Here is a 12819-nt window from a genome sequence, read left to right on the forward strand (position 1 = left end):
GTTTTCCTCACGAGGTGACGGCGACCGGCTGCGCAGTGGCGGCCAGCAAACGCTTGATTTCCGGGACGCAGGAGCCGCATTGCGTGCCGCAGCCCAATTCTTGTTTCAAAGCCTGCAGGTCCAGACCGCGGTTAATGCCGGCGCAGACCGCGCTTTGGCTGACGTTTTTGCAGTTGCACAGGACTTTGTTCCCGGCGGCCGGCGTATTGGCGTTGCCCGGTGGCGCGCTCAGCGGTGCCAGCAGCCAGCGCCGCAGTTGTTCGTCAGCGCGACCTTCCAGCCACAGGCTTTGCAGCCAGTGTTGGGCAAGGGTTTCACCGGCCAGGCGAATCGCGGTGATCCGGCCGTTCTCGATCCGCACCCGTTTACCGATGGAGCGCCGTGGGTCGTCGTAGGCCAAAACCGGGCCATCGTTGAGTCCCAGGCATTGATCGATATCACGCAGCAGTTGCGGGTCGGGCGCGACGGCGCTGGCAGCGCGTATCAGCAGCGCGGGGCGTTCACGACCAGCGAGGCTGAGGCTGACGTAGGAAAACGCCTCACAGAGCGGTCGTAGCGTCTCAAAATTCTGTTGAATATCGCCCTCGATCAGGGCGAATAGCTGCCATGGGAGATTTACGGGTTCGAGACGCACGCCGCTGTGTTTGAGTTCGGGTTGTTTCGACAAAGGGTCGAAAGCCGGTTGGGTGAGCGCATTGACGCCACCCTTGAGGAAGCGGTCACCCCAATGCATGGGTAGAAAGGCCTGACCGGGTCGTACGCTGTCGTCGCCTCCAACGGCGACAATCACTTCGCCGCGGCGACTTTTCAGGCTGACCAGGTCGCCCGATTGCAGTCGATGCCGACGCAGTTCATCGGGGTGCAAACTCAATACGGCTTCGCTGACGTGGCCGAAGAGCTGTGCGGCGGTGCCGGTGCGGCTCATGCCGTGCCATTGGTCCCGCAGGCGGCCGGTGATCAGGGTCAGCGGGAAGCGCGCGTCGCGTTGTTCTTTGGCGGCGCGATACGGGTCGGCCACGAATTGCGCACGTCCACTGGCCGTCGGGAAAATTCCGTCCAGGTACAGCCGGGCTGTGCCTTCGCTGGCGCCAGTGGGGAAGGGCCATTGCTGCGGACCGAGGCGGTCGATCAGTGCATGACTGATGCCGGACAAGTCCAGATCACGCCCGCGGGTCAATTGCTTGTACTCGTCGAAGACCTGCGCCGGGTTTTCAAAGGCAAACAGGCTGCTTTGCCCGGGACGCAGATATTTCTCCAGGCGCTGTGCGAAATCCACCGTGATCGCCCAGTCCGGGCGGGCTTCGCCGGGGGCGACGATGGCTCGACGAACGTGGGAAATGCGCCGTTCAGAGTTGGTCACCGTGCCGTCCTTTTCGCCCCAACTGGCGGCAGGCAGCAGCAGGTCGGCGAAGGCTGCGGTTTCGGTGGTGCGGAAGGCCTCCTGCAACACCACGAACGGGCAGGCTTGCAGTGCTGCGCGCACGGCGGTTTGATCCGGCATTGATTGCGCGGGGTTGGTGCAGGCGATCCACAGTGCCTTGATTTTTCCGCTGCGCACCTGCTCAAACAATTCGATAGCGGTGAGCCCGGTGTTTGCAGGCAGTTGATCCACGCCCCAATACGCCGCCACTTCCGCGCGATGCTCGGCATTGGCAGCCTCGCGATGGCCTGGCAGCAGGTTCGACAGGCTGCCGGTTTCGCGGCCACCCATGGCATTCGGCTGACCGGTCAGCGAGAAAGGTCCTGCGCCGGGGCGGCCGATTTGCCCGGTGGCCAGGTGCAGGTTGATCAGTGCGCTGTTTTTCGCGCTGCCGGCGGTGGACTGGTTCAAGCCCATGCACCACAGCGACAGGAAGCTCGGTGAAGTGCCAACCCATTCGGCGCATTGCTGCAGTTGCTCGACGCTGATCCCGCAGAGTTGCGAAACCATCTGCGGCGTGTAATCGCGCACCAGGTTCTTCAGTTCGGCCAAGCCTTCGGTGTGGGCCTTGATGAAGTCGCGGTCGACCCAGTCGTCCCACAGCAACAGGTGCAAAATTCCATGGAACAAGGCGACATCGGTGCCTGGCAGAATCGCCAGGTGCAGGTCAGCCAGATCGCAGGTGTCGGTACGACGCGGGTCGATGACGATGACTTTCATCTGCGGCCGGCGGGATTTTGCTTCCTCCAGGCGACGGAAAAGTATCGGGTGGGCGTAGGCCATGTTACTGCCGACGATCATCACGCAGTCGCTCAATTCCAGGTCTTCGTAGCTGCACGGCGGTGCGTCGGCGCCCAGGCTGCGCTTGTAACCGACCACGGCCGACGACATGCACAGGCGCGAATTGCTGTCGATGTTGTTGGTGCCCACCAGCGCTCGCGCCAATTTGTTGAAGGCGTAGTAATCCTCGGTCAGCAATTGCCCGGAAATGTAGAACGCCACGCTGTCCGGGCCGTGTTCGGCAATGGTCTCGGCAAAAACGCTGGCGGCGTGATCGAGAGCGGTGTCCCAGTCGGTGCGGCTGCGGGCCAGGCCTTTGCCCAGGCGCAGTTCGGGATACAACGCCCTGGCTGCGAGGTCGCCGGTGAGGTGCAAGGTAGAGCCTTTGCTGCACAGTTTGCCGAAGTTGGCCGGGTGGGCCGGATCGCCGCTGACGCCGAGAATGCGCTCGCCGTCATGCTCGATCAGCACGCCGCAGCCGACTCCGCAATAGCAGCAGGTGGAAGCGGTGATTTGGTTCATCAGCTTGCTTCCCGCAGGGCCAGCAACACCCGGCCATTCTCGACCCGTGCTGAATGGTGGTGAGCACAACCGATGTCCGGGGCCTGGGCTTCGCCGGTTTCCAGGTCGATCTGCCAGTTATGCAGTGGGCAGGCGACCCGTTTGCCATAGATCAGACCCTGGGATAGTGGCCCGCCCTTGTGCGGGCAGCGGTCATCGAGTGCGAAAACCTCATCGTCGCTGGTACGAAAAATCGCGATATCGCCTTTCGGGCCGGCAATGATCCGCGAGCCCAGGGCATTGATTTCTTCCAGTGCGCAGATATCCAGCCAGTTCATACCGGCACCTCCAGATTCTTCACCGTGATGACGTCGAATTCTTTCTTCAACAGCGGTTGCTCCAGGCGTTCCTTCCACGGGTCCTGTTCGAACGACAAGGAGAATTGCAGGCGATCGTTGAGCGCTTTGCGTCGCTGCGGGTCTTCCAGCACGGCTTTCTTGATGTGTTCCATGCCGACCCGTTGCAGGTAGTGCACGGTGCGTTCGAGGTAGAACGCTTCTTCGCGATAGAGCTGCAGGAACGCGCCGTTGTATTCACGCACTTCTTCGGCGGTCTTGAGCTTGACGAAGAATTCCGCGACTTCGGTTTTGATCCCGCCGTTGCCGCCGATGTACATCTCCCAGCCCGAGTCCACGCCGATAATTCCGACGTCCTTGATGCCCGCTTCCGAGCAGTTGCGTGGGCAGCCGGAGACGGCCAGTTTCACTTTGTGCGGCGACCACATGTTGAACAGGTCGTGCTCAAGCTCGATGCCCAGTTGCGTGGAGTTCTGCGTACCGAAGCGGCAGAACTCGCTGCCGACGCAGGTCTTCACGGTGCGGATGGATTTGCCGTAGGCGTGGCCGGACGGCATGTCGAGATCTTTCCAGACGCCCGGCAGGTCCTGCTTCTTGATCCCCAGCAAATCGATACGCTGGCCGCCGGTCACCTTGACCATCGGCACGTTGTATTTGTCGGCCACGTCGGCAATGCGCCGCAGTTCCGAAGGATTGGTCACACCGCCCCACATCCGTGGGACTACAGAGTAAGTGCCGTCTTTCTGAATGTTGGCGTGGGCCCGTTCGTTGATCAGGCGCGATTGCGGGTCGTCCTTGGCTTCGCCCGGCCAAGTGGAAATCAGGTAGTAGTTGAGCGCCGGACGGCACGTGGCGCAACCGTTCGGGGTGCGCCAGTTCAGGTAGCTCAGGGTGCCGGCGATGGTCAGCAGGTGCTGGTCGCGGATGGCCTGGCGGATTTGCCCGTGGTTGAGGTCACTGCAACCGCAGATGGCTTTTTCGCTTTTCGGTTTGACGTCTGCTGCGCCGCCCACGGTGTTGATCAGGATCTGTTCCACCAACCCTGCGCAGGAGCCGCAGGAGCTGGCAGCCTTGGTGTGTTTCTTGACGTCGTCGACGCTGAACAGCCCGTGCTCCTGAATCGCCTTGACGATGGTGCCTTTGCACACGCCGTTGCAGCCGCAGACTTCGGCGGTGTCGGCCATACTCATGGCTTTGTCCTGGCCTTGATGTCCTACGTCGCCCAAGGCGTTTTCACCAAACATCAGGTGATCGCGGATCTCATCGATGGCGTGATTCTCACGGATCTGCCGGAAATACCAGCCGCCATCTGCCGTATCGCCGTACAGACAGGCCCCGACCAGCACGTCATCCTTGATCACCAGTTTTTTGTAGACCCCGCCGATAGGGTCGGAGAGGGTGATGGTTTCGGTGCCTTCGCCGCCCATAAAGTCGCCGGCGGAGAACAGGTCGATGCCGGTGACTTTCAATTTGGTCGACGTCACCGAGCCTTTGTAGGTGGCAAAGCCCAATTGAGCGAGGTGGTTGGCGCAGACCTTAGCCTGTTCGAACAGCGGCGCCACCAGGCCGTAGGCGATTCCACGGTGGCTGGCGCATTCGCCGATGGCGTAGACCCGAGGGTCGTAGGTTTGCATCGTGTCATTGACCAGAATCCCGCGGTTGCAGGGGATGCCGGATTTTTCCGCGAGTTCGGTGTTGGGTCGAATACCGGCGGCCATCACTACCAGGTCGGCGGGGATGATGTCGCCATTCTTGAACTCAACCGAGCCGACCCGGCCATTGCCGGCGTCGTGCAGAGCCTGGGTTTGCTCGCAAAGACGAAAGTGCAGGCCACGGGCTTCCAGGGCGGTTTGCAGCAACTGGCCGCTGGTTTTGTCCAGTTGCCGTTCCAGCAGCCATTCACCGATGTGCACCACGGTGACGTGCATGCCGCGCAGCATCAGGCCGTTGGCGGCTTCAAGACCCAGCAGGCCGCCGCCGATGACCACGGCGTGCTTGTGGGTCTTGGCGGTGTCGATCATTGCCTGGGTGTCGGCAATGTCGCGGTAGCCGATCACGCCCTGCAAGGTATTGCCAGGGATCGGCAGGATGAACGGCGTCGAGCCGGTGGCAATCAGCAGGCGGTCGTATTCGGCCTCGGTGCCGTCTTCGGCGATCACCCGGCGTTTGACCCGGTCGATCTCTACCACTTTGCGGTTGAGCAGCAGCTTGATGTTGTTTTCCAGGTACCAGTCCAGATCGTTCAGCACGATCTCTTCGAAGGTCTGTTCGCCGGCCAGTACGGGCGAGAGCAGAATGCGGTTGTAGTTGGTATGAGGTTCGGCGCCGAAGACCGTGATGTCGTACAGCTCATTGCTCAGCTTGAGCAGCTCTTCGAGGGTGCGAACCCCGGCCATGCCGTTGCCGATCATCACCAGTTTTAATTTTTTCATCAGGTTCTCCGGGGAGCTCGGACCCGCCTCATCAGGGCTTTCAGGTCTTGCTCGACAAAATTTGCGCAAACAAAAAAAGGCGTCCCGCTAGTTGCCTAGCGAGGACGCCTTTGTCCTGGTCCCGTTCTCTCGGGCAGCGCATCCTTCATCGTTGAAGGCTGGGCTTTATGTCTGTTGAGAAAGGTAATGCAGTGGTTGTGCCAACTCTCGCAAATGCAGAATTTATGGGCTTTCGTCATGGGCGGAGGGTGTTTTTGTGCACCGGTTCAATGCGCTATGCCCGGTTTTGAAGCAGAAAAGTCAAAAGATCGCAGCCTACGGCAGCTCCTGCAGGAGATCGTGGGCACCCGTAGGAGCTGGCGCAGGCTGCGATCTTTTGATCTTTTGGGTGCAGTGAAAAACTCAACCATGAAACAACAAAACCAGCAGCACCAGGTTCACCAGCAACGACACCAGCGCCAAGGTCCGCCAGACTTTCAACGGTTCGCGCTCCAGCAACGGTCTGGGGCGCACGCTCAAACTGCGTCGCTCGCCCTGTTCCAGCAGCAGCAACCATTCTTCCGCCGTTTCAAAGCGTTGATCCGGATCCGCCGCCACGGCGTGCTCCAGACTTTGTGCAATCCATTCCGGCAGGTCGGGTCGATAGCGACTGGCGCTGACCGGAACCCCGAACCGTGGGCGCTGGAAGGCTTCGATTTCGCCGTAGGGATAATGCCCGGTGAGCAAGAAATACAAGGTCACGCCGACGGCATATAAGTCCTGTTGCGGAGTCGGCGCTTCCCCGCGAAAGGCTTCGGGCGCGATATAGCTGGGTGTTCCAGGCAAGGCAGAAGGCTGATCTTCGGACAGGCCAGGGCAGTAGGCGAGGCCGAAGTCCAGCAGGCGCAATTCTCCGTCGTCTCCCAGCAGCAGGTTCTCCGGTTTGATATCGCGATGGAGAATCTGCCGTCGATGCAGCATGCCAACGGCGCGCAGCAGGCGTTCGGCCAGATCTTGCCATTGGGGCAGAGGCAGCGGTCCGACATCGGCGTGCAGCTCCGCCAAGGTAGATCCGGAATATTCCCGCATCACGTAGTACAAATGCTGGCGCTGACTGGCGGCATGGACTTCAGGGAAATGCCGCCCGGCCACGCGCTTGAGAAACCATTCTTCCGACAGCAACGCCTGCCCTGCGAGGTGATCGTCACGCAACGCGCCCGGCAAGGTTTTCAGTAGCCAAGGCTGTTGTTGTCCATCGCGCACCCGATAGAGCAGCGACTGCTGGCTCTGGCCGAGTATTCCTTCAACCTGCCAACCCTCGAAGGTCTGACCCGGTTTCAGCGCTGGCGGCAGCGGCCATTGCTGCAAATGAATCAACGCATCGCCGATGCTCGTTTCACCGAGGGCATCGACCCGCACCAACAAGGCGCTGGCGTTGTCCTGGCTGCCGGCCAGATGCGCCGCACTGACCAAGGTCTGTGCAGCGCTGTTCAAATCCGGTTGATCGCGCAGAATTGCCGCAATCGCGGTGTCGCCCAGCACGGCCCAAATGCCGTCGCTGAGCAGTACGAAACTTTCGTTCAACCGCAGTTCGCCATCGAGAAAATCCAGCACCAGATGCTGATCGAGCCCAAGTGCCCGTTTGAGCACATGCTGCATGCCCGGCTGGTCCCAGACGTGATCCTCGCTGACCCGTTGCAAGGTGTCGGCGTGCCAGCGATAAACCCGGCAATCGCCGACATGGGCCAAGGTAAACCGCCTACCGCGCATGACCAAAGCACTGACGGTGGTGAGCAACGGTTGCCCACCGCCATTGGCCTGCAACCAGCGGTTTTGTGCCAGTAGCAGGCGATCCAATGCCTGCGCGACGCCCCAGGTTTCCGGCGTGGCGTAGTAATCCAGCGCAAGAGCCTGCAACGTCGAGCGGGCGGCGAGACCACCATCGGCGCATTGGCTGACGCCATCGGCGATGGCGAACAGGTAACCCTTGCTCGCCGCCAGCGCCGGGGCTGGAGTCACCAGGCGCAGGGCGTCCTGATTCTCCTCGCGAGGGCCAATGGCGCTCGCTTCGGCAAAACTCAGTTGCAGGCTCATTGAGGCTTCAGACCCGTGCAGCGGTCACGGCTGCCGAACCCCAAGTGGTTCTCCAGCGACGTTTCACACCATGCAGACCGAACCAGGCCAGAACGCCAAGGCTGGCGAACAACCACAAGGCCAGTTGATAGCTGCCGGTGCTTTGCTTGATCGCGCCCATGCCCGCTGCCAGTGCAAATCCACCAATACCGCCGGCCATGCCGATCAAACCGGTCATCACACCGATCTCGCGACGAAAACGCTGCGGCACCAATTGGAAAACGGCGCCATTACCTGCACCCAAACCGAGCATGGTGCAGACGAAAAGTGCCAGTGCCGCGTAGGAACTCGGCAGATTGAAACCCACCGCTGCGATGCAGACCGCCGCCACCGAGTACATCCCCAACAGGGTACGAATGCCACCGAAGCGGTCGGCCAGAGCGCCGCCCAACGGACGCATCAAACTGCCGCCGAACACGCAGGCGGCGGTGTAGTAACCGGCGGTCACCGGGCTGAGGCCATATTGGTCGTTGAAATAGCCAGGCAGGGCGCTGGCCAGGCCGATGAAGCCACCGAAGGTCACGCTGTAGAAAAACATGAACCACCAGCTGTCGCGGTCGCCCAAGGCCTTGAAGTAGTCGGACACGGACTTGGCTTTTGGCCGCTCAGGCGAGTTTTTGGCCAGCCAGGCGAAGACGATGATGGTCAGAATCAGCGGGATCAGGGCGAAGCCGAACACGTTGCTCCAGCCAAATGCCGCGGCCAGCACCGGGGCGATCAGTGCAGCGAGTACGGTGCCCGAGTTACCGGCACCGGCGATGCCCATGGCTTTGCCTTGGTGCTGGGGTGGATACCATTGCGAGGCCAGCGGCAGGGCGACGGCGAAAGATGCGCCAGCCATGCCAAGGAACAGGCCCAGCACCAACGCTTGTTCGTAACTGTGAATGCCGAGTTTCCAGGCACCGAACAGGGCGCAGATGACGATCACCTGGCCAATCAGCCCGGCGGTTTTGGGCGACAGGCGATCAGCCAGCAAGCCCATTACAAAGCGCAATACCGCCCCGGCCAGAATCGGCGTGGCCACCACCAGCCCGCGCTGTTGGGTGGTCAGGTGCAGGTCGGCGGCGATCTGCACCGCCAGTGGGCCGAGCAGGTACCAGACCATGAAACTCAGGTCGAAATAGAGGAAGGCCGCGAACAATGTCGGGGTATGGCCAGATTTCCAGAAGCTTGAATTCATCGCGCACCTCAGCTGTTAGGAGTCTCGAGAAGGAGTCATGAGCTTGCAGGTGGGGCGCCGCATCGGCCGCACCACCGGCCCCGGTCTGTGGGGCCAAAACAAAAAAACGCCGCCACCGGATTCGCCAAAGGGCAAATGAGGTGAGCGACGTCTTTGTCGTAGGTGGGGCAACCGCCGTTGGTTACCTGTATCGATTACCTAGCGAGATCTGTGCCACATTCACGCTGATCGTTCCCACGCTCTGCGTGGGAATGCCGCCATGGACGCTCTGCGTCCGCTTCGATCGTTGGGGGGAGTCAGCCGAGCAGCTCACTCATGGCAATGATCTGCTCCGCCACCTGTATCAGCTTCTGCTGCCGGCTCATGGCCTGGCGGCGCATCAGGGTGTAGGCCTCTTCCTCGTTGCAGTCCTTCATTTTCATCAGCAGCCCTTTGGCCAGCTCGATGCGCTTGCGCTCGGCCAGTTGCTGGTCTCGGGCGTTGAGTTGGGCGCGCAGGGCCTGGTCGCTTTCAAAGCGCGCCATGGCCACGTCTAGAATCGGTTGCAAGCGCTGTGCGTGGATGCCTTCGACGATGTAGGCACTGACGCCGGACTTGATCGCCTGACGCATCACATTGGGGTCATGTTCATCGGTAAACATCACGATCGGCCGCGGTTGGTCGCGGCTCACCAGCACCACTTGCTCCATCACATCGCGGCTCGGTGACTCGGTATCGATCAAAATCACGTCCGGACGCACCGTTTCGACGCGCGCGGGCAGGTCGATGGTCAGGCCCGACTCGTCGATTACCTCGAACCCGGCTTCGGTCAGGGCCGCCTTCAGGCGACCGACTTTCTTCGCGGTGTCGTTGATCAGCAGGATACGCAACATATTCGTAGTCTCCTGTCAGCGGCTGGCGAGAAGGGGCGAGCTGTCGCTCATGGCGTGAAGCTTGAAACTGCGGGCATAGCCGGCGGGGTCCAGGCCATCCCAGACCTTGCCGTCGATCAACTGGCTACTGCGCATTGGCTGATCACTCGCGGTCACACCTACAGCGGTGGCGGCCTCTCGATACAAGTCTAGTTGCTGGACCTGACGGGCCACGCCCAGGTAGTCCGGGTCGTCGCGCAACAAACCCCAGCGTCGGAACTGGGTCATGAACCACATGCCATCGGACAGATACGGCAGATTGACCTCGCCATCACCATGGAAGCGCAGCGCGTGCGGGTCTTGCCAGCGATGACCCAAGCCATCGGCGTAGTCACCGAGCAATCGCGGTTCGATGCAGCCGAGCGGTGCGTCGAGGTATTGCGGGGCACTCAACAGCTTCGCGGTGCTGCGGCGATTCTCGGTGCTTTCTTCGATGAAGCGGCTGGCCTCCAGAATCGCCATCACCAGCGCCCGTGCGGTGTTGGGGTATTGCTCGACAAAGGCGCGGGTGCAGCCGAGGACTTTTTCCGGGTGATCGGGCCAGATGGTCTGGGTGGTGGCCATCGTGAACCCCAGGTTCTGCTGCACCGCGCTGGCGGACCATGGCTCGCCGACGCAGAAGCCGTCGATGCGCCCGGCTTGCAGGTGCGCGACCATTTGCGGCGGCGGTACCACCACGCTGTCGACGTCCTGCAATGGGTGGATGCCCTGACTCGCGAGCCAGTAATACAGCCACATGGCGTGGGTGCCCGTAGGAAATGTCTGGGCGAAGGTGAGTTTTGGGCGACTTTGGTGCACGTGCCGCTCCAGTGCTTCAGGACTGGTCACGTCCAGCGCTTGCAAGCCATGGGAGAGGTTGATGCTCTGGCCATTCTGATTCAGGCCCATGAGCACTGCCATGTCGGTCGACGCGACACCGCCGATGCCCAAATGCACGGCGTAGATCAAACCGTACAGACTGTGGGCAGCGTCGAGTTCGCCACTGACCAGTTTGTCCCGCAGGTTGGCCCAGGACGACTGGCGCTTGAGGTTCAGGGTCAGGCCATAAGGTTGAGCGAAGCCCTGCGTGGCCGCGACTACTACCGAGGCGCAGTCGCTCAGGGCCATGAAGCCGAGGTTGATTTCGGTCTTTTCCGGGGCATCGCTGCCGTTGACCCAGGCCAGAGGGTTGGCTGGAACTTCAATCATCAGTAAACACCTTCCATAAAAAAGCGCCGGACCGGGCTGCTTGCCAGGGCAAGGCCAAGTGACGACGCCTTTGTCTTTCGACTCATCCCGCCGTTGGCATGAGTGCTGATGTCAGTGACGGTGCAAGGCATATGCCATCGCTCGCTGATTTTGTCGCACGCCTCGCCTGCAACCTCGATGCCCGGCTATAATCGCCGCCACTTTTCGTAGCCCAGAGTCAAACCCGCCCATGTACACCCTGGCCCGTCAGCTGTTGTTCAAACTTTCCCCGGAAACCTCCCACGATCTGTCCCTGGACCTGATCGGCGCGGGCGGGCGTTTGGGCCTCAACGGCTTGCTGTGCAAGGCGCCAGCGAAATTGCCGGTGACCGTCATGGGCCTGGACTTCCCGAACCCGGTGGGTCTGGCGGCCGGTCTGGACAAGAACGGCGCGGCCATCGACGGTTTTGCGCAACTGGGTTTTGGGTTTGTCGAAATCGGCACCATCACCCCGCGTCCGCAGCCGGGCAACCCGAAGCCACGCATTTTCCGTCTACCGGATGCCGAGGCGATCATCAACCGCATGGGGTTCAACAACCTCGGTGTCGATCACCTGCTGGCTCGAGTGGCGGCAGCCAAGTTCAAGGGCGTGCTGGGCATCAATATCGGCAAAAACTTCGATACCCCGGTTGAGCGGGCGGTCGACGACTACCTGATCTGCCTGGACAAGGTCTACGCCCACGCCAGCTACGTGACAGTCAACGTCAGCTCGCCGAACACCCCGGGCCTGCGCAGCCTGCAATTCGGCGATTCGCTGAAGCAGTTGTTGGCCGACCTGGCGACGCGCCGCGCAGAACTGGCGCTGCGCCACGGCAAACACGTACCGCTGGCGATCAAGATTGCGCCGGACATGACCGACGAAGAAACCGCTCAGGTCGCGCAAGCGCTGATCGAAACCGGGATGGACGCGGTGATCGCCACCAACACCACCCTGAGTCGCGTCGGTGTAGAAGGCATGGAGCATGGTGACGAAGCGGGCGGTCTGTCCGGCGCACCGGTTCGCGACAAGAGCACCCACACCGTGAAGGTACTGGCGGGCGAGTTGGCCGGTCGCTTGCCGATCATCGCCGTGGGCGGCATCACCGAAGGCAAGCACGCGGCTGAGAAAATCGCTGCGGGTGCCAGCCTGGTGCAGCTCTATTCCGGCTTCATCTACAAAGGCCCGGCGCTGATTCGTGAATCCGTCGACGCGATAGCAGCCCTGCGCTAAACCCAGCGGCAACAATGCTTCTGTGGTGAGGTGAGTCTGTGGCGAGGGGATGCCACAGATAAGTCCCCTTGCCACAGATAAGTCCACTCACCACAGGGGTTCATCGCTGAATTTGGAGCAGGCATAAAAAAGGGCTCCTCGAAGGAGCCCCTGGGCCGAAGCCCGCCGCCCGGATGGGGCGTGCGTGGTAAGTCGTTACGTATTCAGATTGTCGTGTCGGAGTGTGTGCCCTGTATTAGCCGACGGCGTGAAGTTCGTTGAGTCTATGGATTCCCGCAGTGCCGGTCATACCGTCCCAGTTGTCGCCGCGTCCTTCTCGCCAGCCGTTAATCCAGGCTTGGCGTACCGACGGTAGAGTAAATGGGCAAAGCTCACGGGATTTGCCACCAACGCCATATTGATATCCGCGCAAAAATGCTCTTTCCAACGGATCACGCTTAAGTCTTCTCATAGGGTGTTGCCCTCACTTGTTGACTGTATTTATCGCGTCGACCTCAATTGAGGTCTGGCAGAAAAACTCCTGCCGTTGGGGCTCGCTGCCGGCGTCGCGAGCCAAGGTGTTGACGTCATTGCGGCGTCAACCTGTGTTGAGTTCTAACCAATGCGTCACATCGAGGGAATGATCGTTTTGTCATAAGGACGTAACGATAAAGATGGTATGGCCATAAGTAACACGATGTTTGCCCGTGT

The 12819-nt window shown here is 61.0% G+C and carries 9 protein-coding genes; 1 reads left to right on the forward strand and 8 read right to left on the reverse strand.

What is annotated here, in order from left to right; translation table 11 throughout:
* Positions 1-7: 7 nt before the first annotated feature.
* The 7 genes from IB252_RS04550 to IB252_RS04580 form a co-directional block, all read right to left on the reverse strand.
* On the reverse strand, positions 8-2722 hold the full coding sequence (locus IB252_RS04550; protein WP_192407063.1) for a nitrate reductase: 2715 nt from the start codon (positions 2720-2722) through the stop codon (positions 8-10).
* Entirely contained in the window at positions 2722-3039 is a 318-nt protein-coding gene (gene nirD / locus IB252_RS04555; RefSeq protein ID WP_008146292.1) for a nitrite reductase small subunit NirD, read from the reverse strand. Before nirD ends, IB252_RS04550 begins: the two co-directional genes overlap by 1 nt.
* A complete protein-coding gene (gene nirB, locus IB252_RS04560; protein WP_192407064.1) occupies positions 3036-5489 on the reverse strand; it encodes a nitrite reductase large subunit NirB in 2454 nt (817 codons plus the stop codon). Before nirB ends, nirD begins: the two co-directional genes overlap by 4 nt.
* A gap of 402 nt (positions 5490-5891) precedes the next feature.
* Positions 5892-7562, reverse strand: coding sequence for a bifunctional protein-serine/threonine kinase/phosphatase (locus tag IB252_RS04565; protein WP_111450636.1), 1671 nt, complete (start codon positions 7560-7562; stop codon positions 5892-5894).
* Positions 7563-7569: 7 nt separating this feature from the next.
* The gene (locus tag IB252_RS04570) at positions 7570-8781 is read right to left on the reverse strand and encodes a nitrate/nitrite transporter (protein ID WP_111450635.1); all 1212 of its coding nucleotides are present in this window, start codon (positions 8779-8781) and stop codon (positions 7570-7572) included.
* A 296-nt stretch (positions 8782-9077) separates the two neighbouring features.
* Entirely contained in the window at positions 9078-9653 is a 576-nt protein-coding gene (locus IB252_RS04575; protein ID WP_074875038.1) for an ANTAR domain-containing response regulator, read from the reverse strand.
* A gap of 15 nt (positions 9654-9668) precedes the next feature.
* Positions 9669-10880 carry a CmpA/NrtA family ABC transporter substrate-binding protein gene (locus IB252_RS04580; RefSeq protein WP_192407065.1) on the reverse strand — a complete coding sequence of 404 codons (1212 nt, stop codon included), beginning with the start codon at positions 10878-10880 and terminating at the stop codon, positions 9669-9671.
* Positions 10881-11109: 229 nt separating this feature from the next.
* Between IB252_RS04580 and IB252_RS04585 the strand changes: the two genes are divergently transcribed.
* The gene (locus IB252_RS04585) at positions 11110-12129 is read left to right on the forward strand and encodes a quinone-dependent dihydroorotate dehydrogenase (protein WP_192407066.1); all 1020 of its coding nucleotides are present in this window, start codon (positions 11110-11112) and stop codon (positions 12127-12129) included.
* Positions 12130-12364: 235 nt separating this feature from the next.
* Here the strand turns inward: IB252_RS04585 and rmf are convergent, their stop codons facing one another.
* On the reverse strand, positions 12365-12580 hold the full coding sequence (gene rmf, locus IB252_RS04590; RefSeq protein ID WP_003223300.1) for a ribosome modulation factor: 216 nt from the start codon (positions 12578-12580) through the stop codon (positions 12365-12367).
* Between the last annotated feature and the right edge of the window lie 239 nt (positions 12581-12819).

Source organism: Pseudomonas sp. PDM10 (assembly GCF_014852295.1).
GTDB lineage: Bacteria > Pseudomonadota > Gammaproteobacteria > Pseudomonadales > Pseudomonadaceae > Aquipseudomonas.